Origin of the sequence: Anaerosoma tenue, from assembly GCF_023161965.1 — a bacterium.
GTDB classification, from domain to species: Bacteria; Actinomycetota; Coriobacteriia; order Anaerosomatales; family Anaerosomataceae; genus Anaerosoma; species Anaerosoma tenue.
On sequence record NZ_JALNTY010000001.1, the window covers coordinates 62,301 to 87,868 of the forward strand.

Annotated in this window: 25 protein-coding genes; 20 read left to right on the top strand and 5 right to left on the bottom strand. The window is 67.1% G+C overall.

The annotated features are described in order from the left end of the window. The first annotated feature begins 16 nt into the window (after nucleotides 1-16). From MSB02_RS00365 to MSB02_RS00390, 6 genes are all read left to right on the top strand, one after another. Nucleotides 17-394: a hypothetical protein gene (locus MSB02_RS00365; RefSeq protein WP_267193241.1), complete on the top strand. Its 378-nt coding sequence runs from the start codon at nucleotides 17-19 to the stop codon at nucleotides 392-394. Next, nucleotides 387-2,669: a tape measure protein gene (locus MSB02_RS00370; RefSeq protein ID WP_267193242.1), complete on the top strand. Its 2,283-nt coding sequence runs from the start codon at nucleotides 387-389 to the stop codon at nucleotides 2,667-2,669. Before MSB02_RS00365 ends, MSB02_RS00370 begins: the two co-directional genes overlap by 8 nt. A gap of 27 nt (nucleotides 2,670-2,696) precedes the next feature. Then, nucleotides 2,697-2,897, top strand: coding sequence for a hypothetical protein (locus MSB02_RS00375; protein WP_267193243.1), 201 nt, complete (start codon nucleotides 2,697-2,699; stop codon nucleotides 2,895-2,897). Nucleotides 2,898-2,907: 10 nt separating this feature from the next. Continuing rightward, nucleotides 2,908-3,624, top strand: a complete 717-nt coding sequence (locus MSB02_RS00380; protein ID WP_267193244.1) for a tetratricopeptide repeat protein — start codon at nucleotides 2,908-2,910, stop codon at nucleotides 3,622-3,624. Continuing rightward, nucleotides 3,624-3,869 (top strand): hypothetical protein, encoded by a 246-nt coding sequence (locus tag MSB02_RS00385; RefSeq protein WP_267193245.1) that lies wholly within the window; start codon nucleotides 3,624-3,626, stop codon nucleotides 3,867-3,869. The genes MSB02_RS00380 and MSB02_RS00385 overlap by 1 nt, the downstream gene beginning before the upstream one ends. Nucleotides 3,870-3,942: 73 nt before the next feature. Beyond that, nucleotides 3,943-4,281, top strand: a complete 339-nt coding sequence (locus tag MSB02_RS00390) for a hypothetical protein (protein WP_267193246.1) — start codon at nucleotides 3,943-3,945, stop codon at nucleotides 4,279-4,281. A gap of 79 nt (nucleotides 4,282-4,360) precedes the next feature. Here MSB02_RS00390 and MSB02_RS00395 read toward each other — a convergent pair whose 3' ends face one another. Further along, entirely contained in the window at nucleotides 4,361-4,510 is a 150-nt protein-coding gene (locus MSB02_RS00395; RefSeq protein WP_267193247.1) for a hypothetical protein, read from the bottom strand. Between the two features lie 323 nt (nucleotides 4,511-4,833). Between MSB02_RS00395 and MSB02_RS00400 the strand changes: the two genes are divergently transcribed. Further along, nucleotides 4,834-6,540, top strand: a complete 1,707-nt coding sequence (locus MSB02_RS00400) for a cell wall-binding repeat-containing protein (RefSeq protein ID WP_267193248.1) — start codon at nucleotides 4,834-4,836, stop codon at nucleotides 6,538-6,540. Here the strand turns inward: MSB02_RS00400 and MSB02_RS00405 are convergent, their stop codons facing one another. Further along, a complete protein-coding gene (locus tag MSB02_RS00405) occupies nucleotides 6,541-7,488 on the bottom strand; it encodes a diacylglycerol/lipid kinase family protein (protein WP_267193249.1) in 948 nt (315 codons plus the stop codon). Between the two features lie 95 nt (nucleotides 7,489-7,583). Between MSB02_RS00405 and rnd the strand changes: the two genes are divergently transcribed. From rnd to hemG (MSB02_RS00455), 10 genes are all read left to right on the top strand, one after another. Then, nucleotides 7,584-8,765, top strand: coding sequence for a ribonuclease D (gene rnd, locus MSB02_RS00410; protein WP_267193250.1), 1,182 nt, complete (start codon nucleotides 7,584-7,586; stop codon nucleotides 8,763-8,765). Further along, nucleotides 8,758-10,095, top strand: coding sequence for an exodeoxyribonuclease VII large subunit (gene xseA / locus MSB02_RS00415; protein WP_267193251.1), 1,338 nt, complete (start codon nucleotides 8,758-8,760; stop codon nucleotides 10,093-10,095). The genes rnd and xseA overlap by 8 nt, the downstream gene beginning before the upstream one ends. Then, complete coding sequence (xseB, locus tag MSB02_RS00420) at nucleotides 10,096-10,338, top strand: exodeoxyribonuclease VII small subunit (RefSeq protein WP_267193252.1); 243 nt, start codon at nucleotides 10,096-10,098, stop codon at nucleotides 10,336-10,338. After that, on the top strand, nucleotides 10,335-10,694 hold the full coding sequence (locus MSB02_RS00425; RefSeq protein WP_323748470.1) for an HIT domain-containing protein: 360 nt from the start codon (nucleotides 10,335-10,337) through the stop codon (nucleotides 10,692-10,694). The genes xseB and MSB02_RS00425 overlap by 4 nt, the downstream gene beginning before the upstream one ends. 4 nt (nucleotides 10,695-10,698) lie before the next feature. Then, a complete protein-coding gene (locus MSB02_RS00430; RefSeq protein WP_267193253.1) occupies nucleotides 10,699-11,547 on the top strand; it encodes a DegV family protein in 849 nt (282 codons plus the stop codon). Nucleotides 11,548-12,038: 491 nt separating this feature from the next. Further along, entirely contained in the window at nucleotides 12,039-14,030 is a 1,992-nt protein-coding gene (acs, locus tag MSB02_RS00435; protein WP_267193254.1) for an acetate--CoA ligase, read from the top strand. Nucleotides 14,031-14,225: 195 nt separating this feature from the next. Continuing rightward, complete coding sequence (gene hemE, locus MSB02_RS00440) at nucleotides 14,226-15,296, top strand: uroporphyrinogen decarboxylase (protein WP_267193255.1); 1,071 nt, start codon at nucleotides 14,226-14,228, stop codon at nucleotides 15,294-15,296. Between the two features lie 8 nt (nucleotides 15,297-15,304). Then, complete coding sequence (gene hemH, locus MSB02_RS00445; protein WP_267193256.1) at nucleotides 15,305-16,300, top strand: ferrochelatase; 996 nt, start codon at nucleotides 15,305-15,307, stop codon at nucleotides 16,298-16,300. Between the two features lie 61 nt (nucleotides 16,301-16,361). Beyond that, on the top strand, nucleotides 16,362-17,867 hold the full coding sequence (gene hemG / locus MSB02_RS00450) for a protoporphyrinogen oxidase (protein WP_267193257.1): 1,506 nt from the start codon (nucleotides 16,362-16,364) through the stop codon (nucleotides 17,865-17,867). 57 nt (nucleotides 17,868-17,924) lie between these two features. Beyond that, on the top strand, nucleotides 17,925-19,433 hold the full coding sequence (gene hemG, locus MSB02_RS00455; RefSeq protein WP_267193258.1) for a protoporphyrinogen oxidase: 1,509 nt from the start codon (nucleotides 17,925-17,927) through the stop codon (nucleotides 19,431-19,433). Here hemG (MSB02_RS00455) and MSB02_RS00460 read toward each other — a convergent pair. Further along, the gene (locus MSB02_RS00460; protein ID WP_267193259.1) at nucleotides 19,430-20,239 is read right to left on the bottom strand and encodes an inositol monophosphatase family protein; all 810 of its coding nucleotides are present in this window, start codon (nucleotides 20,237-20,239) and stop codon (nucleotides 19,430-19,432) included. The two genes, hemG (MSB02_RS00455) and MSB02_RS00460, sit on opposite strands and share 4 nt — an antisense overlap. 84 nt (nucleotides 20,240-20,323) lie before the next feature. Here MSB02_RS00460 and MSB02_RS00465 point away from each other — a divergent pair, with 84 nt between their 5' ends. The 3 genes from MSB02_RS00465 (at nucleotide 20,324) to MSB02_RS00475 (ending at nucleotide 24,135) form a co-directional block, all read left to right on the top strand. Next, the gene (locus MSB02_RS00465) at nucleotides 20,324-22,240 is read left to right on the top strand and encodes a transketolase (RefSeq protein ID WP_267193260.1); all 1,917 of its coding nucleotides are present in this window, start codon (nucleotides 20,324-20,326) and stop codon (nucleotides 22,238-22,240) included. A gap of 78 nt (nucleotides 22,241-22,318) precedes the next feature. Then, on the top strand, nucleotides 22,319-23,005 hold the full coding sequence (locus MSB02_RS00470) for a response regulator transcription factor (RefSeq protein WP_267193261.1): 687 nt from the start codon (nucleotides 22,319-22,321) through the stop codon (nucleotides 23,003-23,005). Then, the gene (locus MSB02_RS00475; RefSeq protein ID WP_267193262.1) at nucleotides 23,002-24,135 is read left to right on the top strand and encodes a sensor histidine kinase; all 1,134 of its coding nucleotides are present in this window, start codon (nucleotides 23,002-23,004) and stop codon (nucleotides 24,133-24,135) included. The genes MSB02_RS00470 and MSB02_RS00475 overlap by 4 nt, the downstream gene beginning before the upstream one ends. Here the strand turns inward: MSB02_RS00475 and MSB02_RS00480 are convergent. Together MSB02_RS00480 and MSB02_RS00485 are read right to left on the bottom strand one after the other, a co-directional pair. After that, complete coding sequence (locus tag MSB02_RS00480) at nucleotides 24,132-24,749, bottom strand: hydrogenase maturation protease (RefSeq protein WP_267193263.1); 618 nt, start codon at nucleotides 24,747-24,749, stop codon at nucleotides 24,132-24,134. The genes MSB02_RS00475 and MSB02_RS00480 overlap by 4 nt on opposite strands. A gap of 148 nt (nucleotides 24,750-24,897) precedes the next feature. Continuing rightward, nucleotides 24,898-25,530 (bottom strand): cytochrome b/b6 domain-containing protein, encoded by a 633-nt coding sequence (locus MSB02_RS00485; protein WP_267193264.1) that lies wholly within the window; start codon nucleotides 25,528-25,530, stop codon nucleotides 24,898-24,900. Nucleotides 25,531-25,568: the final 38 nt, after the last annotated feature.

Consider the following 25,568-nt stretch of genomic DNA (forward strand, 5'->3'; position numbering starts at 1 on the left):
ACGAAAGGACGAAACGATGGGACCCGACGAACACGCCATCATCGCCAAGCGGGTGATGGAGGCCGACATCGACTTCCTGGCCCCCGAAATCAACCGTGCGATGGACGATCTCAGCGAATGGCTCAAGATGCACCACGAGCTCGCGCAGGAGGGCGCGCTCAAAGACGACGAGCTGGTGATCCACAACGCCATCGCGCACCGCATCCTGAAGGCGCTCATCGAGGTGTTCGGCCCGGACGACACGGAGATCTTCCGTGGCGTGGGGCTCGCGGTCTCGGGGCTCGTGGTGGCAGCGGCGACCGTCAACTACATGCGCTTCAGCGCCGAGGACGCGGTGGTCACGGCCGAGGCGATCGCACGCGAAGCGGCGAAGTGGGGTGACACCGATGTCTGACGGCCAGGTGGTCATCGACATAAAGGCCGACGACAAAGCCTTCCGGCGCGAGGTGGCCGACCTCGGCAAGAACGTCCAGCGCAGCCTCAAGGGCGTCGAGGGCGTGTTCTCCAGGACGGGATCGGCGTTCACGCGGTACGTGACCGCGCCCATCGTGGCGGGGACCACGGCGGCCGTCGTGTTCGGCATCAAGACCGCCGCCAGCTTCGAGCAGACCGAGGTGGCGCTGGAGACGATGCTCGGGAGCGCCGAGGCCGCCAAGCAGATGCTCGACGACCTCAAGACGTTCGCGGCCAAGACGCCGTTCGAGATCCCCGGACTCATGGACGCCACCAAGCGCCTGCTCGCCTACGGGTTCGCCGCCGAGGACGTGATCCCGATGCTCACGAGCGTCGGCGACGCGGCGGCCGGGCTCTCTCTCGGCACGGACGGGCTGAACCGCATCATCGTGGCGCTCGGCCAGATCAAGACGAAAGGCGCCGTGCAGGCCGAGGAGATGCGCCAGCTGGCCGAGGCCGGCATCCCGGCGTGGGACGCGCTCGCGACCAAGCTCGGCGTCACCATCCCCGAGGCGATGAAGCTCGTGGAGCAGCGGGCCGTCGATGCCGACGACGCGATCGCGGCGATCACCGAGCGCATGGACCGCGACTTCGGCGGGATGATGCTCAAGCAGGCCGACACGCTCTCCGGCCTGTGGAGCAACCTGAAAGACGTGTTCTCCATCAAGCTCGGCGAGGCTTTCCAGGAAAATGCCGAGCCCATCAAGCAGACCCTGCGCGAGCTGATAGAAGTCTCCGGACCGCTCATCGACGCGCTCATGCCCGCGTTCGTCTCCGCGATGGACGCGCTAATGCCGATGCTCGAAGACGGCGCGGACCTGCTCCAGAAGTTCGCCGACGCCGACGAGGACACGCAGGAGGCCATCATCAAGATGGTCGCCGCTCTCGCGCTCCTCGGCCCCGCCCTCAAGATCACCGCAGGCGGGCTCGGCATGGTCAACTCGGCCATCGGCGTCATGACGAGCGCACGAGTGGCGTCGGCCCTCGGCGAGTGGCGCACCGCGCTCAGCCTCGTGACGCAGAACGCGGGCACCTCGGCCACCGCGCTCGCGGGGCTGTCCACGCAGACCGCTGCGGTCTCGGCCGGGTACGTGGCGCTCGCCGGAGCGGTAGGCTACGGCGTCGGGACGCTCATCAACAGCATCCCGGCCGTGGAGCAGACCGCCGACGCGCTCGCCGAGGCGGCAGGCGAGGCCGACAGCCTCGGCGAGTACCTCGCGACAGCGGGCGAGCGGCAGAAGACGTGGGTGGACTACGTCGCGCCCGGCATCCCGGCGATACAGACGCTGGCGGGCGCGCTCGGCCACCTCGCGGGGCAGACGGAGGACGTGACGGGCCTCACGAGCGACCTGGGCCTGGTGCTCGACGAGAACGGCGTACCGACCCAGGCGAGCATCGAGGCGGCCAGGGAGCGCAACGAGCTGTTGCGCCAGGCAGCGGAGGCCACGCGTACGCTCATGGGCGTGACGGACGAGGGCACGCGAGCCTTCCGTGACTACGAGGACGCGCTGGTCAGCGTCAAGGACGAGCAGAGGGGCGCCGAGCGGGCTGACATCGACCTCGAGCGTGCCAAGCTTCGCCTCACCGAGTCGCAGCAGCGTGTGACCGACGCGCTCGACGAGTACGGGGAGAACAGCCCCGAGTACCAGCGCGCGGTGCTCGACCTGCGAGACGCGGAGCTCGACCTGCTCGACGCGGAGGAACGCGCGGCCCAGGCGGCGACAGACCTCAACGACGCGATAGCCGCGATACCCAAGCCCAACGGCGGCAGTCTGCAGGCTTGGATGGAGTACTACCAGAAGATCGGCGACAAGGCCGCATACGCAGCCGCTCAGGCGCTGCTCGCCACCGGGGCGATGAGCAGCGACGGCAGAGCCCGCTCGTCGACCGGTGGCTACAACATCCCGGTCTACGGCACCGGAACTTTCGCCAGATACCCGCATCTCGCGATGGTCGGCGACGAGCCTGAGGTCATCATCCCGCTCGGCGACAAAGCCGCGGCCGACAAGTATCTGCCGATGGTGTTCGACTCGCTGCCTGGCGGCTCGACGGGCGGTCCATCCGTCGCCCCGTCCTCGGTGGCCGGACGCACGACGAACTACTACCTCGGCGACATCCAGGTCCCGCCGGGCGACGCGCAAGCCGAGCAGGTGTTCGCGGGGCTGATCGAGATGGCGGAGCGCTACGGGCGCATGGTCCCGGTAGAGGAGATGTAGATGCAGACCGACGGAAGGAGCACGACGATGGGTCAAGAGCCTGTAGTGCACGTCTACGAGAACGGCGTGGAGGTCGGCAAACCGGTGGGCGAGGAGGCCGACGAGACCACCAAGGAGGGCTCGGCCGGCCTGCCTCCTCGCGGGGTCGGCCGGACGGAAGACGACGAACGCTACGCGGGTGTGAAGACGCTCGCGCTCGGAGGCTATGCTTCCGGGCTCATCGACTAGGAGGAGACACATGGAACCGACGCAGGTGATCGCGGATTTCGAGGAGCTGAGCGAGCGCGGGCACAGGACCGCCGCTACAGGCGAGTTGCTCACCATGATGCGGCTCGTCCGTGAGAAGCGGGTAGAGGACTCGGCTGTCGAGAGCATGCGGATAGCCGTGGCCAACCGGAACATGGCGGAGGTGGAGCGCGCCCGCCCGATCGTCACCGCGGCTTGGACGGCCGACGAGGAGCGCTTGCAGGCGCTCGTGGAGGCGTTCGTAGCAGAGGAGCTCGTGGCCGCGTGGAGGCCCCGGGAGACGTGGTCCAACCTTGTTGGGCAATACGACAACATGGCAGACGGCCTGACGCGCATCCTCCGCCGCGTGGACCCCGACAAGGCGATCGGCCCGGAGATGTTCGACTTGGTCGACCCCGGTGTGCTCGACGACATCAAGAGCGTCCCTGAGGTCACAGGGCACATCGACCGATTCCTCGACACGATGTGCCTCGTGATCCGCATGGCAGGCGTTCCGGCGGGCTTCGACCGCACCGATCCCGCGCACATGATCGCGGCGTTCTGTGACACGTCAGAGGCCGCAGGAGCGGCGGACCTGCCCGCGCTGTGGCGAGCCACCGGAAGCTCGCGTGCGGGGCGCTGGAAGGCACTCGTGGCCGCAGGCTGCATCCCGAAGGCCGCGCCCTCCCTCTCGGCGATCGCTCTTCCGAAGAAGAAGGGCGGCCGGTGATGGGCGTCCTCTCCAGGCGCAGCCGAAGCTTGCCGGATGTCACGATCCACGAGGCCCGGTACGAGCGCACCGGTCGGCACAGTTACTTCGACGTGTACGCCGTCACGATCGACGGCCGACAGACCATTCTCGAGCTCGACCGGCGCACCGGCGGCGCAGGCGCCATCGGCAGGCTCGAGCGCCACGTCGTCTCGGAGCTCGTGCGTCTCGGCTATCCGGAGTCTGGTGATCTCCGCTGGTGCTGACGCACTCGACACGGGGCCCCGCCCGTGTGACTCCTCTCCGGACGGGGCTCCATCAGACGAAAGGACGTGCGGAGTGGAGGAGTACGACGAACTGTTCGGGTTGTTGCCGGTAGAAGCGCAGCAGACGATCGCGAGGGGCGACGTGACGCTCGAGGATCTGCTCGAACGCGTGACGAGCTCCGAGGGTGCGGAGCTGTGCCCACACTGCGCCAGGCGCCCGATACGGCACCCCCGGCTCGGACTGTGTACCGCGTGTGCCAGGAGGAGTCTCGCCGACGCACACAACGAGGCGTACGCGGAGCTCGAGGCCCAGCGTGAGTACGACGTCGCCAAGCAGCGTCTGAAACGTGTTCGCGAGGAGCTGGGCGTCACCGCGCCGAGGCAGCGGAACCGCCCCGCAACCTCCCCCTAATCTCGCCCCCTAACCTTGGGATAATCTTGGGGTAGCGAAGGGGCCGCCCCGAAGGACGGCCCCTGCTCGTTCCGCTCTATCAGCTGAGGCGCTCGAGAAGCTCGCCAGGCTCGAAGCCCAGCCGCTCCGCCAGCGCTTCAAACTCCGACACGCGCATCTTCTCGACGCCCGGCACCGAAGGCTCGTCTTCGCGTGCCTCGCGCGGATCCTGCGACGTGATCTCCCTCATGTCCGTTCCTCTCTCTCATGTAGCCAGCGGTGTAGCCACTGCGCTCTTACACTGTCTTACACTTCCATCCACTTTACAACGATACGGGCTATCTGACCTGGGGTTTCCCTACATCAGCGTACTTCCACGGACGTGCCTCCGTTGGTTGACGCGGAAGGGGTCAGAGGTTCAAATCCTCTAGCGCCCACCATGGAACACGAGACCCGCTCCGGCGATGCTGCCGGGGCGGGTCTTTTCTGTCGTTCCTCCAGCAAACAACGCGGGATGCCGATATGATGTCCCAAAGCAGGATCGATGACAGCCTCCGTTCCGAGGGAGACTCGATGTTCCGGATCACACACATGAGGCCCGCACTCTTCCTGATCACCGTGCTCCTGACACTCGGCGTTGCTGCGTCCGCAAGCGCTGCGACCTGGCCTGCAGACACCCACCAGGTGTCGCTCGCGGTCGACAGGGTCGAGGGCGCCGACCGGTACGCCACGGCGGTCGCTGTGGCCAAGGCCGGATGGCCCGGCTGGGCGGGGATCGATCGCGTGATCATCGCCTCGGGAGAGCCCCGTTCGTACGCCGACCCTCTCGCGGCGGGCTCACTCTGCTGGGCGTACGACGCGCCGTTGATGCTCGTGGAGAGCGATCGTGTGCCTTCAGCGGTCAAGAGCGCCCTTGCCGCCATCCACTCGGCCAACGGTGGTGTGGATGTGACGATCGTGGGCGGCCCTGGCGCGGTAAGCGGCGCGGTGGTGAGTGAGCTGCGGTCGCTCATCACCTCGGGCACCGTCGAACAGCCGTGGACGGTGGGGGATAGGTACACCACCGCCGCGCGAGTGGCGGCACGCTCCGCACAGGTGGCCAGCGAGACGTCACGGACGGTCCCGGCACGCGCGTTCATCGCGAACGGCACGGATCGCTTCGGCTTCGTGGACGCGCTCGCGCTGTCCGCGGTCTCCGCGCGCACAGGTGTGCCCGTTCTGTTGGTGCAGCCGGGTGAGGTCCCCCTGTCAACGGCCTCTGCGTTGAGATCGCTTCCCATCGGGGATGTCATCGTTGCCGGCGGTACGACCGCGGTCACCAACACCGTGTACTCACGCGTAGGCGCCACGTCGCGCTGGGGAGGCCCCGACCGCTATGCCACAAGCGTCGCGATCGCCCGCGGAGCCCGCACCGAGGGGTGGCTGACCGGTGAGACGGTAGGTGTGGCCGCGGCGATCCCGGATGCGCTGACCGGATCGACTTACGCGGCGAAGCTGGGCGGGCCGCTGTTGTACTCGGAAAAGACGGCCCTTGCCCCGGCCACGGCGTACTACCTCGCAGGGATGCAGGGCACGGTCTCCTCGGCAGTGGTCTTCGGAGGCCCGAACGCGGTCTCCACGTCACAGGAGCGGGAACTGGGTGGTGCGCCGTCCGCGCCCTTGCTCGTGGCCCCTTCCGACAGCTCGTATGTGGCCAAGAAGGCGAACGTGCGAGTCCGCACGGGCGTGAACACCAGTGAGGTGAAGCTGTTCGTCGGGAGCACGCTGATCGCCACAAGGCCAGCGACTTCGTACGCGGTGGTGGACTTCGGACTCGTCGCGGTGCCTGCCGAAGGTATCTCGCTGCGGGTCGTCGCCACCAACCCTGACGGCAAGGTGACCGAGACGAGTGCGAAGTACCGGCGACTCGCGTATCCGGCGGCGACGTCGATCGTGATCGACAAGTCGGACTTCCGCATCTACCTGGTACAGAACGATGTGCTCGTCGAGAGCTACCCGATCGCGATCGGCCGTCCGGGCATGGAGACTCCCACGCGGCTGTGGAAGATCAACTCCAAGTACTACACCGACCCGAACGGGGTGTACGGGCCGCGGAAGATGCGCCTCTACGCTCAGGCAGGTTCCACCTGGGTGTACACGGCGTACGGGATACACGGCACGAACGAACCGTGGGTCATCGGCACGAAGGCTTCGCACGGCTGCATCCGGCTGTACAACGAAGACATACTCGACCTGTTCCCGCGGGTGCGGCTCGGCACGCTCGTGCTCACACGCGAGTGATCAGCGGTCCCGGCGCGCCGCTCCGAAGTCATCCGACGGAAGAACGTCATCATCGGCAACGATGAAGGTGGCGGCACGGGGCAGGACGCGCGCGGTCATCGGCGTCGCTGCCGGTGTGACCTCGCCGTCGTACTGCACGGGGAGCGGCGGGTCGGCAAGCACTCTCACCTGTGAGGCCGTATGGATCTCGAGCCCGGGCCGCTCCGGATGCGATTGGAGACGGTCGAGCAGAGCCGCCCAGATCGCGGGGAGCAGGCCCGCCGGGTGTGACGTTTTCACGACCACCACTTCGAAGAGACCGTCCTGGGCGTCGCTTCCATGGGTCACCTCGATGTCGAACTGGATGCGCGCCAGGTTCATGATCATCACGGCGATACCCTCGGTGCGCACGGTGCCCTCGTCGAGATCGAGCGTGAATCGCGACACCCGTGGATTGAGGTTCTGCAGCGCTCCGAGCACGTATGCGCCCTCACCCAGGGTGGGCTTGAGTCCTGCGGCGGCCTCCATGATGGCAGCGTCGAAGCCCGCTCCCGCCGAGATGGCGAAACCGGCCGTCACTTCCTTGCGCGCTCCGGATCCGGGGAGGTGCAGCTCGCCGAGGTCGATCGTGACCGTGCGGCCCGCGATGAGGGCGACCGCCAGGTCCACGGGGTCAAGGGGGAGGCGGAGGTTGCGTGCGATCAGATTGGCGGTACCGGCGGGATACGCGAGAAGCGGGATGCCTGTGTCGCGGAGCGCGTATGCGATGGCCGAGACCGTGCCGTCGCCCCCGGCCGCGACAACGCGAGCGTAGTCCTTCACATCGCGCAGGAGGTGCGCGAGGTCCGCTCCCTCGTTCAGGAAGCGCAGCGTGACATCCACGTGATGGGACCCCAGCTCGCGCACGAAATCATAGAGGCCGGGGTCTCCGAACCCCGAGCGCAGATTGGTGATCATGAGCACGTTCACCGGCTGACTCCTCGTCTGAGCTTCACCCTTGGGCTACACTCGAACGACACACCCGAGACCTGCTCGGAACGATACCCGAGACCTTCGGAGACTCATTGTACATCCGGGACACTGAATCACTTGCCGACACGATCGAGACCCTTATGGCGGCGCCTGTCGTGGCGGTTGACACGGAGTTCATGCGCGAGCGCACGTACTATGCCCGGTTGTGCCTGGTGCAGCTCGGTACGGCCGAGGAGAGCTTCGTGGTGGACGCCGTGGCGCTGGAGGGCAAGCTCGAGCCCCTCGCGCGCCTGCTGACGGCTCCGCACGTCGTGAAGGTCGTGCATGCCGGCTCGCAGGACGTAGAGATACTGCTGCGGGCCACCGGCTCCACTGTGGCCCCGGTGTTCGACACGCAGATCGCGGCGACTCTGGCGGGCTTTCCAGTCCAGGTGGGGTATGCGCAGTTGGTCAAGGACCTCCTCGGCGTACATGTGGACAAGTCGGATACGTTCACCGACTGGGCGGCGCGTCCGCTCACGCCGGAGCAGGTCGAGTATGCCGAGGCCGACGTGCGCTACCTGCCGGAGGTCTACGAGCGGCTGCACGAGCGACTCGAGCGCGAAGGCAGGCTCGCCTGGCTCGCCGAGGACTTCGAGCGCCTCGCGGACCCGAAGACCTATGAGGTCGACCCCCGCGAGCAGTATCGCCGGGTGAAGCGCGCCTCGTCGCTCGACCGCAGGAGCCTCGCGGTGTTGCGCGAACTCGCTGCGTGGCGAGAGACGGAGGCGCAGCGAAGGGACACGCCCAAGCGGTGGCTGATCTCCGATGAGAGCCTCGTGGAGATCGCGAGGCGTACGCCGGGTTCCGCCGCCGAGCTCTCCGGGATCCGGGGTGTGAACGACAAGGTGGCGTCACGCAGCGGCGCTGCCGTCATCGCGGCCATCCGCGCGGGTCAGGCGGTCCCTGAGGACGAACTGCCCCGTCTGCCGCGCAAGGACCGTATCCCGTCGGGCGCCCAGGCGGTTGCGGACCTGCTGTCGGCGGTGTTGCGCATCAGGGCGCGGGAGCACAACGTGGCGACCACGCTGCTGGCCTCGCGCGACGAACTCGAGCGGTTCGCGGCAGGAGACCGGGACGGCCACCCCCTCTCCACAGGTTGGCGCCGCACGCTTGTGGGAGCCGAGCTGGCCGCGATAGCCGACGGCGCGACCGCAGTGCGCGTGAAGGACGGTCGCCTGGCCGTCATCCCGGTCGATCCGCCCTCCGAAGCCTCCGGGAGCGATGATGCCTGACCAGAAGCAGGCGCTTTCGGTATCCGATGCGATGGCGCTTGCCAAAGGCGCGCTCGAAGGCCTGCGGCTCAAGGTCGTGGGCGAGGTCTCCGAGGCGACGATCAAACCCGGCTACAAGGCCATCTACTTCTCGCTGAAGGACGGGCAGGCCGTGATGCCGTGCCTGATGTGGCGCGACCAGTACGACGCATCCGGGGTGACCCTCGAAGACGGCGCACTGGTGGAGGTCACGGGGAACTTCACCGCGTATGCCCCCAAGGGACGGATGCAGTTCCAGGTGCGTTCCGTGGAGGTGGCGGGCGAGGGGATGCTCCGGTTGCAGGTGGCGCGGCTGGCGAAGGCCCTCGAGGCCGAGGGGCTGATGTCGCCCGACCGGAAGCGGCCGCTGCCACGGTACCCCGAGCGGATCGGCGTGGTCACATCGCCGCGAGGGAAGGCGGTGCACGACATCATCCGCACGCTGCGGCGCCGGTACCCTGTAGCCGAGCTGGTGATCGCAGGCGTCCAGGTGGAAGGAGATGGCGCCGCCGCCGAGATCGTCCGCGCGCTGGAGGCGGTGGGGGCCGAGCCGGGTATCGAGGTGGTCATCCTTGGGCGCGGCGGGGGCAGCTACGAAGACCTCATGCCGTTCAACACCGAGGAAGTGGCCCGCGCTGTGGCTTCGTGCCCCGTCCCAGTGGTGACGGGGATCGGTCACGAACCCGACACCAGCATCGCCGACATGGTGGCCGATGTCCGCGCATCCACTCCCACGGCCGCAGCCGAAGCCGTGGCTCCCGACGTTGCTGAAGTGGTCCGGACACTGGACGCAGGTGGGACGCGCCTCGGTCGTGCGCTCACACACCTCGTGGCAGGCCTGTCGCATCGCCTCGGACTCCTGGCCGACCGGCCCGTGTTCTCCTCGGCGGACGCGCTGCTCGCAACACCCGGGCAGACGCTGGACATGCTTGCCGACGGGCTGGAGCGGGCGCTTCCGGGGTATCTCTCCCGCAGCGAAGAGGCCATCGTGCGTGCGCGGGAGGCTCTGGCGCGGGTCGGTCCGCGTCTCACGGAGCAGCACGCGTCCCGCCTGGAGCGTGAGCGCGATCGGGTGGTGTCGGCCGGCAGACTGCTCGTGGAGACAGCCGACCGCGACGTCGGTCAGATGGCCGCCCGCCTGGAGGACCTGTCGCCGCTTGCGATACTGGGCCGCGGATACGCGGTATGTTACGAAGAGGATGGTGCGGTGCTTCGCTCGGCTGCTGATGTCGCGCCGGGCGACCGCGTGGATGTGCGTCTCGCCGAGGGGATCCTCGGCTGCATCGTTGAGTCAGTTGGATCGGAGGGGTAGATGTCAGACGAGGTCGTTGCGCCGGCGGACATGACGTTCGGGGCCGCGTTGGCGGAGCTCGAGCAGATCGTGCGCGCGCTCGAAACGGGACAGCTCGAGCTTGAGGACAGTCTCGCCCGCTACGAGCGGGGGGTCGCTCTGCTGACCGCCTGCCAGAAGAAGCTGAGCGAGGCCAGGCAGAAGGTCACCGCCCTGATCGGCGAGCTCGAAGGAGCCGAGGCGGAGGAGGCTGACGGATCGTGACCGATGAGTGCGTTTTCTGCATGATCGCCAACGGGGAGATACCCGCCACAGCGGTGTACGAGGACGAGACGGTGTTCGCGTTCGACGACATCGCCCCGCAGGCCCCCGTGCACGTGCTCATCGTTCCGCGCGCCCATCACTCGGATATCTCCGACGACGTTCCCGATGATGTGTTGTTGGCGCTGATGCGCGCCGTGCCCAAGGTGGCTGCCGCCAAGGGCGTCGCCGCGTCAGGATACCGGGTGATAGCGAACACGGGGGAGGACGCCGGGCAGACCGTGCACCACCTCCACGTCCATGTGATCGGCGGGCGCCCGCTCGGCGAAGGCATGGTCCGTCCAATGGAAGGGGAATGACGCGATGGGATCTCCACAGGGCGTGTGCATCGTCACCGACTCGACGTCGGACATACCTCGCGAGGTGGCGGCCGAGCACGGCATCACGGTCGTTCCGCTGAGCGTTTCGATCGAGGGTGAGACGTTCCCGGACGGCACCATCTCACTCGAGGAGTTCTTCCGCAGGATGGACGCGGCCAAGGAGCTGCCGAAGACATCGCAGCCTCCGGTGGGCGCATTCGTGGAGACGTTCAAGGAGAAGCTGGAGACGTTCTCCGACGTGGTATGCATCACCATCTCGAACCGCCTGTCCGGCACGTACGAGTCGGCGATGGAGGCTGCCCGCTCAGTGGGGGATCGCGTGCACGTGCTCGACTCGCTGAACCTGTCGTGGGGCGAGGGCTATCAGGTGGTGGAGGCCGCCAAGGCGGCAGCGTCGGGCGACACCGTGGCGCAGATCAAGGACCGCTTCGAAGCGCTTCGCGGACGTGTGAACATGATCGTCGGCCTGGACAGCGTCGACAACCTCGCCAAGGGCGGGAGGATCGGGCGCGTGACGGCTCTGGTGGGGGGACTCCTCAAGATGCGGGTCATGCTCACCGTGGCCGAGGACGGCGCTTTCGAGCCGGTGGGCCGCGCACGTGGAGCCATTGCCGCGCTCCAGGCCAGCGTGGACTGGGTCGCGACCCGCGTGGACGAGAAGCTGCCCGCCGACTTCGCGGTGCAGCACGCGCTGTCGCCGGACAAGGCCGAGTGGCTCGAGAACGCGATACGCAGCCGCTTCAACGTGCGTGAGCTGCGGGTCGTGGAGGCCGGCGCGGTGATCTCCACGCATACGGGCACGGGCTGGGGGATAACCGCCGTACAGGTGTGACGCGAGGTCCGGCATCACTGACGAGAATGGGAACGGCCCCGACCTTCGGGTCGGGGCCGCCCTGATTCCTTCCCTGTTACCCCTGAGTCCTCAGGCGGCTATACACGGCGTGACCGCCGAGCATCGGGATGCCGGTCACCGATGAGCCGCAACCGCGGTGGGGCGGATTCCCCGCGACACCGCATGTTAGGGAAGGGAAACTGTCAACACCGTCACGCTACCCGCTCGGCCGCCAGAATGCAACTTCTCCGGCCGCGAACGGTAGGTTTCGGACCGTGTGCGGCAGACACATCGGCGTACGCCGGACACCGGCCGGTGTATGCCGTCCACCGAAGCATGGGGGCCGTTCGGCCGCCTCGACGTCGCTGCAAGGGGGTCTAGCCCTTACGATTGTCGTACGTCGCTAGAGCGGCATCGGGCAGTTCGCGGGCAGTATCCATCTCCCGCGATCACCGACCGTAAGCAGATGCCGAGGAGAGGAGACCGACCCTATGACGGAATCGAATGCGATCGAGTCCCTGTCGCAGGAGTACCGCGTGGTCCAGCCGCCGGCCTGGGTGACCGAGCGGGCGCACATCCAGACCATGGAGGAGTACGAGGAGCTTTACAAGCGCTCGATCGAGGACCCCGAAGGGTTCTGGGCCGACATGGCCGAGCAGATGCTCCACTGGGAGAAGAAGTGGGACACGGTCCTCGAGTACGACTTCGACAAGCCGTACGTGAAGTGGTTCCAGGGCGGCAAGCTCAACGTCACTCACAACTGCATCGACCGCCACCTGAACGGTTGGCGCCGCAACAAGGCGGCGCTCATCTGGGAGACGGACGAGGGCCGCACGAAGATGTACACCTACCAGTCGCTGTACTACAAGGTGTGCAAGTTCGCCAACGTCCTCAAGAAGCGCGGCATCAAGAAGGGTGACCGCGTCGCCCTGTACCTGCCGATGATCCCCGAGCTTGCGATCGCGATGTTGGCATGCGCGCGCATCGGCGCCATCCACTCGGTGATCTTCGCCGGGTTCAGCTCGGCGGCGCTGCGCGACCGTATCCAGGACTGCGGCGCCAAGATGCTCGTCACGGCCGATGAGGGTCTGCGCGGCGGCCGTATCGTCCCATTGAAGGCCGAGGCCGACGCGGCGCTCAACGAATGCCCTTCGATCGAGGCGGTCATCGTCGTTTCCCGTGCACGCACCCGCGTGGACATGGAGCCCGGGCGCGACTACTGGTACCACGAAGAGGTGCGCGCCGACGATATCTCCCAGCACTGCGATGTCGAGTGGATGGATGCCGAGGATCCTCTCTTCATCCTGTACACCTCCGGATCGACCGGCAAGCCGAAGGGCGTCCTGCACACGACCGGCGGCTATCTCCTGTATGCCGCCACGACGTTCCGCTACGTCTTCGACTATCACGATGAGGACGTCTTCTGGTGCACGGCGGACATCGGTTGGGTCACCGGCCACAGCTATATCGTGTATGGCCCGCTTGCAGTGGGCGCGACCACGCTGATGTTCGAGGGCGTCCCCACTTATCCCGACGCCGGCAGGTTCTGGGAGATCGTGGAGAAGCACGGCGTCAACCAGTTCTACACGGCGCCTACCGCCATCCGCGCGCTCATGAAGCAGGGCGACGAGTGGCCAGCCAAGCACGATATGTCCACTTTGAGGGTGCTCGGCACGGTGGGTGAGCCGATCAACCCCGAGGCATGGATGTGGTACTTCAAGAACATCGGTCGGGAGAACGTGCCGATCGTGGACACGTACTGGCAGACGGAGACCGGCGGACACATCATCACCAACCTGCCCGGCATCACTCCCATGAAGCCCGGCTCGGCCACGAAGCCGTTCTTCGGCATCGAGCCTGAGATCCTCAACGAGGACGGCACGCCGACCCCCACCGGTTCCGGCGGGCGCCTGTGCATCAACAAGCCGTGGCCCGGGATGATGCGCGGCACGTGGGGAGATCCCGAGAATGCGCTGATGAAGAACGTCTACTTCACCGCCTTCCCGGGTCGCTACTTCACCGGTGACGGCGCTCGTGTCGACGCCGACGGCTACTACTGGCTCCTGGGCCGTGTGGACGACGTCATCAACGTGTCCGGTCACCGCATGGGTACCGCCGAGATCGAGAGCGCGCTCGTGAGCCACGCGTCGGTGGCCGAGGCCGCGGTCGTCGGCTACCCGCATGAGGTCAAGGGCGAGGGCATCTACGCCTACGTCATCCTCAAGACCGGCGTGGACATCCCCGACGGCATCGAGAAGATCCTCCGTGGCCACGTGCGCGAGGAGATCGGGCCGATCGCCAGCCCGGACTTCATCCACATCGTGCCCGAGCTGCCCAAGACACGATCCGGCAAGATCATGCGGCGCATCCTTCGCAAGATCGCCGGTGGCGACCGGAACGTGGAAGCCTTCGGCGACATCTCCACGCTCGCTGATCCCTCGATCGTGCAGACGATCATCGATACGGCGCCACAGGTCGGCTAGAACCGCCTGTGTCGGCAACCGCAAGGCCCCGCTTCGGCGGGGCCTTGCCGCGTCTTCGGGCTGGTGTGGGGTGCGAACTGTCGCGTCGCTCGAGTCGGGCCCGTGTGGAGCGTATGGCTGGTTCTCATGAGGCTTAGGCATGATAAACTGTCCCACGTCCCATGACGCCCCGTTGCATCGGAGGTACACCCCCGTATGGCTTTCAACGACCTTCTTCTGCGCGCTGCGCGCCGCGAGCCCACTGAGAGCACGCCTGTCTGGATGATGCGGCAGGCCGGACGATATATGGCCGAGTACCGGGAGATCCGCGCGAAGCACGGCTTCCTCGAGATGTGCCGGACGCCCGAGTTGGCCGTCGAGGTGACGATGCAGCCGGTCGACCTCGTCGGCGTCGACGCGGCGATCCTCTTCAGCGATATCCTGGTGGTGTTCCCGGGCATGGGTCTGGACCTGGAGTTCGCCAAGGGCGAAGGCCCGGTCATCCACAACCCCGTCCGTACGGCCTCCGACGTGCACAACCTGCGCATCTCGGATCCGATCGCCGACACCGGCTACGTGATGGAGAGCCTGCGGATCCTCCGCGGCGAGCTCGAGCACAAGGTCCCGCTGATCGGGTTCGGCGGCGCACCGTTCACGCTTGCGAGCTACATGATCGAGGGTCATGGCACGCGCGATTATGAGTACACCAAAGCGCTGATGTGGGGCGAGCCGGCGCTCTGGGCCGAGTTGATGGAGAAGATCACCGAGACTGTCATCGCGTACCTCTCGGCGCAGATCGATGCCGGCGCGCAGGTCATCCAGGTGTTCGACAGCTGGGTCGGCTATGTGGCGCCGCGTGACTACGAGCGCTACGTCCTGCCGTATACCACACGTGTGATCGAGGCCCTCACGGAGCATGGCCGCAAGGTCGTGCCCGAGGGCGTGCCGATCATCCACTTCCCCAATGGCGCCACCTCGATGCTCGATCTGGCCCAGAAGGCGGGCGGCGACGTCATCGGCGTGGACTGGCGCCTCGACATGAAGCGCGTGGTCGAGCAGGTGGACGAGCGTTTCGCCATCCAGGGCAACATCGATCCCGTCGCCCTCTTCGCGCCCGATGACGAACTTGAGCGCATGGTCGTGGAGATCCTCGAGGCGGTGGGCACGCGTCCGGGACACATCTTCAATCTCGGCCACGGCATCCACAAGACGAGCGACCCGGAGAAGGCCCGCACGATGATCCGCTTCGTGCACGAGCACTCGGCCCGCATCCGCGGCGGTAAGTAGTCGTCGGCGTGCCGGTCCGAACAGGCGTGCTGCTCACGGCGTTCGGTGGCCCCGACTCGCTCGAGTCTGTGGGTCCGTTCATGTCCCGCTTCATGGGGCGTGAGCCGTCGCCGCAGATCGTGGCGTCCGCCCGGGAGAAGTACCGCGCCATAGGCGGGTACTCGCCGCTCCCCGGGGTCGCGGGCGGCATCGCCGTGTCGCTCGAGGCTCATCTGCGGGATTGCGGCCACGATGTCGTGGCGGCCGCGGGTATGCGGTACTGGGAGCCGTCGATCGATTCGGCGCTCGAGGACCTGCAAGCGCGCGGCGCGGAGCGTGTCGCGATGGTCTCTCTCTCGGCGTTCGAGTCGCAGGTCACGTGTGAGGCGTTCCGCACGTGCGCGCTCGAGGCCTCACAGGGTCTCGAGATCGAGGACGTGTGCGAGGCGCCGATGCTTCACAAGGCGCCGCAGTATCGGGCGTTCTTCGCGGAGGAGTGCGCCAGGGCGCTGGATTCGATCGAGGCGGAGCGACCGCTCGTGATGATGACCGCTCACAGTCTCCCGGTGGCGGACCTCGTTCCCGACGATCCGTACCCCGGCGGTCTCCGGGAGGTCGCCGGGGCGGTCGCGGCGAGCGCCGGGCTGGCCGAGGGGGCCGACTTCGTCGACGATGATAGGTTGCCGGGCGTGAGTGCGTTCGGGTCGCTCGAGGGTCCGGTGGCGTGGCTGCAGGGCTACCAGTCCAAGGGTGCGCGGCCCGGTGCGTGGCTCGGTCCCGATCTTGCGGGTGTCATGGCGATCGCGGCGGAGAACGGCTACGATGCCGTGGTGGTCGTGCCGATCGGTTTCGCCATCGACCACATGGAGACGCTGTGGGACCTGGACATCGAGGCCATGGAGCAGGCTGATGAACTCGGCCTACGCTTCACGAGGACACCCGTTCCCAACGACGATCATCGCTTCATAGAGGCGCTTTCCTGGGCGGTGGAGCCGCTGCTCTCCGTCGGCAACGATCCCGACTGACACGAGAAGACGGTAGTGCGGCGGCCGGCACCGCCCGTGAAGGACGAAGGAGCCGTGCAGCATGCATATCATCATCATCGGTGGCGGGATCGCGGGCCTTGGCGCCGCGTACAAGATCAGGCGGGCGGCCGAAGCCGGGCACGAGGTGACGTTCACCCTCGTCGAGCGTGACGATCGGATCGGCGGCAAGATCTTCACCGACATCGCGGAGGACTCCGACGGGGGTCGCTACATCGCCGATGGCGGGTCCGACTCGTTCCTGACCGACAAGACCGCCGTGCATCGCGTGGCGAAGCTCCTCGGCGTGTTCGATCACGAGGTAGGGACGGTCGAGGAGACCAAGAAGACCTTCATCGTGAAGGACGGCAGGCTCGTGGAGATGCCCGATGGCATGATGATGTTCGCTCCCACCAAGCTCATCCCGCTCGCCACCACGTCGCTCTACTCGTGGCCCGCCAAGTTCCGCATGGCGCTCGACTGGTTCCTGCCCCGCAAGGTCCGCTGGGCGGACGGCGAGACCGCCGCGGACCACGACGAGACGCTCGAGAGCTTCGTGGTCCGGCGTCTCGGCAGGGAGGCGCTCGACCGGCTTGCCGAGCCGCTCGCGGCGGGCGTGAACGGCGATGAGCCGTCGGAGATGTCGGTGGCGGCGAGATACCCGATGCTGCTCGACATGGAGCAGAAGCACGGCTCGCTGATCCGGGGCTTCCTCGCCCAGCGCAAGAAGGTCGAGGAGATGCGCAAGAAGTATCCGCCGAAGCCCGGGCAGAGGCGCCGCACCATGTTCTCCTCGTTCCACGACGGACTGCAGTTCATCTGCGACAGGATGGCGGATGCTGCGGGCCGCGAACATATCCGCACCGGGGTAGGTGCCGCCGCCATCGCTCAGGATGGCGACGGCTGGTCCGTGACGCTGAGCTCCGGCGAGACGCTCCGGGGTGACGCGGTGATCATGGCCACGGAGGTCTGGGCCGCGGCGGGACTCACCCGGCCGGTGGATGGCTCGCTGGCGGACCTTCTCGAGACCATCCCGTGCTCCTCGTCGGCCACCGCGATCCTCGCCTTCGACAGGTCGGACTGTCCGTTCGATCTCAGCTGGCACGGCATCCTCTCGCCGATGGTGGAGCGGCGACCCCTCACTGGTGTGAGCCTCATGAGCTCGAAGTGGCCGGATCGCGCGCCGGAGGACAGGGTGCTCTTCCGGGGCTTCCTCGGAGGACCGCGTGATGAGGCGGTGCTCGAGGCGAGCGATGAGGATCTGCTCGAGCTCGCGCGCACGCAGATGGTGGCACTCCTCGGCATCAAGGCGGATGCCCGGCCGCGCTACGCCAAGCTGTTCCGGTGGGAGAAGGGCATGCCGCAGTACACGCTCGATCACCTCAAGCGTGTGGACGAGATCGAGCGGCTCGAGTGCGGAGTGCGTGGGTTCGCGCTTGCCGGAAACGCGTACAGGGGCGTAGGCGTGCCCAACGCGCTTGAGAGCGGTGAGCGCGCCGTTTCCAAGGTGCTCGGCGAGGCGGGCATCGCACTCGAGGAGGACGCGGTCGAGGAGAAGCGGGTCTACTAGCACACGAAGCGCACCCGTGCGCTCCTCGGGGTGCGCATGTTACGAAAGGCGGGTCTCTTGAAGAGGATCATCATCATCGGCGGTGGAGCGGCAGGACTCGGCGCCGCCTACAAGGTGCGTCGGGCTGCCGAAGCCGGGCACGATGTCGACTGCGTCGTGATCGAGAAGGAAGAGCGTGTAGGCGGGAAGCTCGTCACCGACATCCTGGAAGATCCCGAGGGCGGGCAGTACGTCGTTGACGGCGGGAGCGACGCTTTCGTGTCGACCAAGCCGGCTGTCGGACGGATCGCGCGGATGCTCGGCATCGCCGAGGAGATGGTGCCCGCTCGCGAGGAGAACAAGAAGACGCTCATCGTGAAGGGCAAGCGTCTGGTCGAGCTCCCTGACGGCATCATGATGTTCGCGCCCACCAAGCTGCTGCCACTCGCCACCACGTCTCTGTACTCGTGGCCCGGCAAGTTCCGCATGGCGCTGGACTGGTTCCTGCCGCGCAAGGAGCATTGGGCCGAAGGTGAGAGCGCGCAGGACCACGACGAGACGCTTGAGGCGTTCGTGGTCCGGCGCATGGGTCGTGAGGCGCTGGACCGAGTGGCCGAACCGCTCGTGGGCGGCGTGCACGCGTCCGATCCCACCCAGATGTCGTTGGCGGCGACGTTCCCCAACTTCCTTGAGATGGAGCAGGAGTTCGGCTCGGTGATCCGCGGATTCCTCAATGAGCGCAAGAAGCGCGAGGAGATGCGCAAGAAGTACCCGCCGAAGCCCGGCGGCAAGCCCTGGGCGTTCTTCAACACCTTCCATCGCGGCATGCGGGACCTTACCGACGGGATGGCCGACGCCGTGGGCCGCGAGCGCATCAAGACCGGCGTCGCGGCAACCATCATCGAGCGGGCAGGCGACGGGTGGAAGGTCACGTTGGACAGTGGGGAGGTCGTGGAGGGCGATGCGCTGGTCGTGGCGACCGAGGCCTGGGCGGCGACCCGGCTCATGCGCGACGTGGATGCAGCGATCTCCGACCTGCTGGCGTCGATCCCGTGTTCGTCCTCGGCCACCGTCTCGCTCGCGTTCCGCGAAGAGGACTGCCCCTTCGACACCCGGTGGTTCGGCATCCTCTCGCCGATGGTCGAGGACCGTCCGATCCTGGCGGTCACGTTGTCGTCCTCCAAGTGGCCGGATCGCGCACCGTCCGGGAGGGTGCTGCTCCGTGGCTTCATCGGAGGGCCCGGGAACCAGCATCTGCTCGAGGCCACCGATGACGAGCTGGTGGAGACCATCCGCACGCAACTCGTTGAGCTGCTCGGCGTGCGTGCCGATGCGCAGCCGCTGATCGCCAAGGTCTATCGCTGGACCGGAGGCATGCCGCAGTACACGCTCGGCCATCTCGACCGCGTGGACGAGATCGAGCGGCGTAGCGCATCGGTACCAGGGCTCGCCCTCGCGGGCGGCGCCTTCCGCGGCGTAGGCATCCCCAACTGCATCGAAAGCGGGGAGCGGGCGGTCACCAAAGTGCTGACGGATCTGGGCCTGGAGTATGACGAACCGAAGGAGACGCGCCGCGGACCGCGCTAGGCGGTGTCCGCGTCCATGATGAGGCCGAGCAGGACCTCGTGGAGCGCAGGGTTGGCCGCCACCACGCAGCTGGTCTGAACCGACCAGGGGGATCCCTCGAGGTCGGTCACGCGACCACCCGCCTCGGCGACGATCAGGACGCCGGCCGCCATGTCCCAGGGCTTGAGCCCTGTCTCCCAGAAGCCGTCCACACGCCCGATGGCCACGTTGGCGAGGTCTATAGCGGCCGAGCCGTCGCGCCGCACGTCGTGCGACGGGCGCATGACCCGCTCGAAGATCCGGAGCTGCCGGTCAAGCGGCTCTCCTCTGTCGTACGGGAACCCGGTGGCGATGAGCGCCTCGGACATCCGCGATGCGCCCGTGCAGGTGAGCGGCCTGCCGTCGAGCGAAGCGCCGGCGTCAGCGGCGGCAGACGCCATCTCTCCCGCGGGGACGTTGAAGACCGCTCCGGCGACCGGAAGGCCCGAGCGGAGGCACGCCACGCTCACCGAGTAGCACGGGTAGCTGTGGACGAACGAGGTTGTGCCGTCGAGCGGATCGACGACCCAGACCTCGTCATCGCGGAGGTCCCCCTGGACCACCCCGGCGAGGTCGTAGACCTCCGGCTCCTCCACCACGAAGCGCGCATCCGGCAGGGCATCGGCTATTGACCGTGCCACGGCCACGCCGGAGGCGATGTCGGCCGCTGTGACCACGTCCGCTGCGCTGCTCTTCGTCCGGAGGCCGGTGATGTGGCCTGCATGTGCGGCAAGAGCGGCGCCGCCGGCGCGGGCGGCCTCCTCGGCGATCCGGCGTAGGTCGGGCATGTGGGCTCCTCGGGTATGGGTTCGGGTATCCTCAAGTGTAATGGTTGGCAGCGCGCATGCGCGGGTCTGTCGGGAGGAGGCGCCATGGTGGAGCGTGGGTTCGCCGAGCCGTCGCTGGATGAGGATACGATCCGCGACATGGAGGCGCGTGCTCGCAGGCTGAGGGGCGCGATCCTCACGATGACCTCGCTTGCCGGATCCGGTCACCCCGGCGGGTCGATGTCGTCGCTCGAGATCTACCTCACACTCACGCACTTCGCCGCGATAGACCCTGCGCATCCCCGGGCCGACGGACGCGACCGCATCGTCATCAGCCACGGGCATACGTCACCCGGCGTCTACTGCGCCCTCGCCGACGCGGGGTTCTTCGACCTGGAGGACGCCGTTGCGCACTTCCGTCAGGCCGGCAGCGTTTTCGAGGGGCACGTGGAGCGTTCCGTTCCGGGCGTGGAGTGGGGCACGGGAAACCTGGGACAGGGGCTCTCGGCCGGCGTGGGATTCGCGCTCGCTTCGCGGATCGCGGGCCATGCGAGCCGGACCTTCGTGGTGATGAGCGATGGCGAACAACACAAAGGGCAGGTGGCCGAGGCCCGTCGCCTGGCGGTCAAGGAGGGCCTGGTCGACCTGACGGTGCTGGTCGACTGCAACGGTATACAGATCTCCGGCCACACGGAGGACGTCATGCCGGTCAACATCGGCGGTGGTTTCGCCGCCGACGGCTGGCGTGTCATCGAGATCGACGGTCACGATCTCGGCGCGGTGTACGAGGCGATCGCCGAGGCGGTGGCCGATCGGGAGCGACCGGTGGCCATCGTCGCCCGGACGGTCATCGGCAAGGGGGTCTCCTTCATGGAGGGGGACCACGAGTTCCACGGACGCGGGCTCACGGCCGAAGAGTACGAGCGGGCCCTGCAGGAGCTTGGTGTCGAGTCCACGATCGAGACCGCCCGTCGGCGACGGGGCGGTATGACGCTCACACCGGCGTTGCACCACGTGCGTGAGCCGCTGGACCTCGATGTGGGCGTGCCGCGCACGTACACGCGTGAGACACGTACGGACAACCGCTCGGCGTGGGGCTCGGCGCTGGTCGATCTGGCCGAGGCCAACCCGGATATGCCGATGGCAGTGTTCGACTGCGATCTCGCCGCAAGCGTGAAGACCGGAGGGTTCTCCGATGTGCGTCCTGGGGGATTCGTACAGGCAGGCGTGGGCGAGCACAACGCCGCCACGGCCGCCGGCGCGCTCTCGACCACAGGTGTGCTTACGTTCCTTTCCGACTTCGGTGTGTTCGGTGTGGACGAGGTATACAACCAGCAGCGGCTCAACGACATCAACGAGGCGTCTCTGAAGCTCGTTGTGACGCACTGCGGTCTCGACGTGGGGGAGGACGGGAAGACCCACCAGTGCCTCGATTACGTTGGCGCGTTCCGCAACCTCTTCGGGTGGCGCGTGATCGTGCCCGCAGACCCGAATCAGACCGATCGGGCGATCCGGGAGGCGGCGAGGATGCCCGGATGCGTCGCGGTCGCGATGGGCCGATCCAAGCTCCCGGTGATCCTGGACGTCGCCGATCGCCCGCTCTTCGGTGACGGGTACGCGTTCGAGTACGGGGTCGCCACCTGGGCGAGACAGGGTGACGACGGCGTCATCATGACGATGGGGGCCGTGGCCGGGAGCGCGGTGGAGGCGGCCGACGAGCTCGCCCGAGAGGGTCTCTCGGTGGGTGTGTGCATCGTCTCCTCGCCGCTCGATCTGGACGACGGGGCCATGGAGCTTGCGACTCGTGCCCCCTGGCTTCTCGTGGCCGAGGACCACGGCTGGCGGACCGGCCTATGGGCCTCCGTGGCCGAGTGGACTGCGCTCCACGCAAGCGTGGCGAGCCCGGTCCCGCATGGCGTTGAGGGCTACCAGAGCTCGGGCGCCGCAGAGGCGCTGCTCGCCCGGGCGGGCCTGGATGTCGCAGGCATAGCCGGGCGCGTCCGTGAGCTGGCGGGCAGGTAGTGCGGTACGGCCCGGCGTCCGGGCGTTCACAGGTTCTTCATGCCGGGTGGATAGACTCCGTACCGGAGGTGGCGAGCGGTGTCCCGTGAAGTGCTGGTGGTCGATGACAACGACAAGATCGTCGAAGTGCTCACCGCATACCTCGAGCAAGAGGGTTTCGTCGTGAGGACGGCCTCCGACGGGCCGTCAGCCGTCGCGGAGGTGGAGCGCGCGGTCCCGGATATCGCGCTGCTGGACGTGATGTTGCCCGGCATCGACGGCATCGAGCTGACCAAGCGCTTCCAGAAGGAGCACGACCTGCCGGTGATCCTCGTCACCGCGAGATCCGATGAGGTCGACCGGTTGATCGGCCTCGAGGTCGGAGCGGACGACTATGTGTCGAAGCCGTTCAGCCCGCGCGAGGTCGTAGCACGAGTGAAGGCCGTTCTCCGGCGCGCTGAGGGACCGCGCTCGGCTGGCGAAGCGCTCCGTATCGGTGCGCTCATCATCGACCTGGGTCGGCGATCGGTGAGCGTGGATGGCGTCGTTGCAGACCTCACGCGCACCGAGTTCGACATCCTTGCGGCGATGGCGGCCCATCCCGGGCGCGTGTACACACGGCTGCAGCTGCTGGAGATAGCCACCGGCGACACGTTCGAGGGTTACGAGCGCACCATCGACGCGCACGTGAAGAACATCAGGAAGAAACTCGGCGATGATCCCAGGCGGCCACGTTACGTCCACACCGTGTTCGGCGTCGGGTACAAGGTGGAGGCGCCGGAATGAAGCGTTCGAGCCTCATCGTACAGGTCTTTCTCGCGATCCTTGCCGTGTCGCTCGCGGCGGTGCTCGCCTCCGGGCTTGTCACCCGCGGCACGCTGTCCGGCGCCTTCGAGCGGTATCTGTCGGGCGGTATGGGTCCGATGATGGGTCCCGGCAGCGGCATGGGACGCCAGGTGTTCTTCGGAACGGCCGAGCAGGCGTTCCTCACCGGCGTCGATCGGGGGATCATCGTCTCCGCGCTGGTGGCGGTCGCGCTGGCCGCTCTAGGCGCGTGGCTGCTTGCGCGCTATCTCGTGCGTCCGTTGCGAGACCTGACCGCGGCGTCGCGCGCGTTGGCGAAAGGCCGCCTTGAGCATCGGGTCGAGGAGGCCGGGCCCGAGGAGGTGGCCGGTCTCGCTTCCGCCTTCAACGAGATGGCCGACTCGCTCTCGGAGTCGGAGGAGCTGCGCAGACGGATGGTGAGCGATGTCGCGCACGAGCTTCGCAACCCTATCGCGGCGCTGCGGGCGCAGATCGAAGGCATCGCCGATGGCGTGCTCGTTGCAGACGACCGGCAGGTCGCCTCGCTCGTGGAGGATGTGGGCACGCTGTCACGGCTGGTGGACGATCTCCAGGAGCTGTCGGTGGCCGAGGCAGGCCGCTTGCGCTACGACCGTACAGTCATCGACATCCGCGACACCGTACGGACGGCGGTGGAACGCGCGGGTGTCATCGCTCCCGCCTCCGTGGCCGTGACGACCCGGGTGCCGGATCAGCTGGTGAGCGTGGACGCTGACGAGTTCCGCATCGGACAGGTGGTGAGGAACCTGCTCTCCAACGCGTTGCGTCACACCGGCGAAGGGAGCGTGACCGTGAGCGTCGAGCTGGCGGACGGGAGCCGTGCGCGCGTGTCCGTCACCGATACCGGCGAAGGCATACCCGCCGACGACCTGGCGCACATCTGGGAGCGCTTCTATCGCGCCGACGCCGCGCGCTCGAAGGGGACGGGCGGCACAGGGCTGGGACTGGCCATCTCGCGTCGCATCATCGAGGACCACGGCGGCCGCGTGTTCGCGAGCAGCGCCGAGGGGCAGGGGAGCACGATCGGCTTCGAGATCCCGCTTGCGGCAGGGGCTCCCGCCGAAGGACGCTAGCTCTGCGCCTCTTCGGTCGGTGGGGTGCCTGCAGCGGCGCGCTCCGCCTGACGACGGGCGATATCCTCCTTGGCCTCGGCCACTGTGTCCCGGAACGCGTCGTCCGCATCCGGGCCCTCCAGGGGCTGGACCTCCACGCCACGTTCCTCGAGCACGTACAGGACCGCGGCGACCGCGCGCGGCACCGCCGCTTCCACCGGCTCAGAGAGTCCGATCGTGATCTCGGCAGGGCTCATGTCCTGCACCTGGATGCCGATGCAGTCGGCCTCGGGCATGAGCCCGATCAGCTTGGCGGCCTCGAGCACGTCCACGAACCGGATGTCATGGAGGGAGTGCATCACCTGGTTGGGGGCGAAGTCTTCAGGAGCTATCCGTACCACCGTGCCGGGCGGGTGGCCGCTGCCGTCCATGGCGTCCACTACGAGCATGAATTCGACACCCCGGAAGAGGTGCATCATCCCGAGTCCCATGGTCCCGGCGTCCATGATGCGCACGTCGTCGGGGAACCGGTAGTTCTTCTCGAGGTCCACGGCGACGCGGTTGCCGATGCCTTCGTCGAGCATCAGGACGTTGCCGATGCCGAGAACGAGGATGCGGGGTTCGATATCAGGCACGGTGCTGCTCCCTTTGGGGCGTGACGCCCGTCATGGTCGGCGCGGAGCGAGATCCCACGCAGACCTCCGGTCAAGGGCCGGGCCCCGAAGCGCTCGGCTCCGGGGCCCGGCTGCCCGTGACGGCGGCGCCGTCACGCTGTGGCGGAGACTAGTGCTCCGTCTCCTTCCACAGGAAGATGATCTTGCTCGGCGAGAAGTTGTAGATGTTTGCGAGATACGCATGGATCATCGTGAACACGATGAACACCCACATCATGAAGTAGTGGATGATCCGCATGTTCATGGGGCCACCGACCAGTGCGGTGCCGCCGCTGAAGAATCCCCAGTCAGCCGTCGGGCCGTACAGGGCGAAGCCCGTGTACGCCATCAGGTAGGTGAGGGGCACGGTCGCCAGATAGGCGATCTTCTGCAGTGAGCCGTACTTGGCCGAGATGACGCCTTCCTTGCGGAAGAACAGGTAGTACTTCACCGTCTGCCAGAGCTGGTGCCTGTTCTTCTCCTGCGGCAGCCAGTTCTTGATGTCCGTCTCCACCTCACGCGAGCCGAGGTCGGTCGCGGTCTTCACGAAGAAGGCTGCGATGACCCGGAAGGTGAGGTTGATGATGATCACGAACATCGCGACGAAGTGCATGCCGCGGGCAACGCCCATGAAGCCGTCGAAGAACGGATAGTGGATGTAGAACCCGGAGAAGGCGAGCATGATCATGCAGATCAGATTGATCCAGTGCGTGATCACGAACACCAACGGGTGCGCCTCACGATAATGCGCCTGGGACGACATCTACATCACCCCCATGGGTGAGGACATCACAGTCGCTT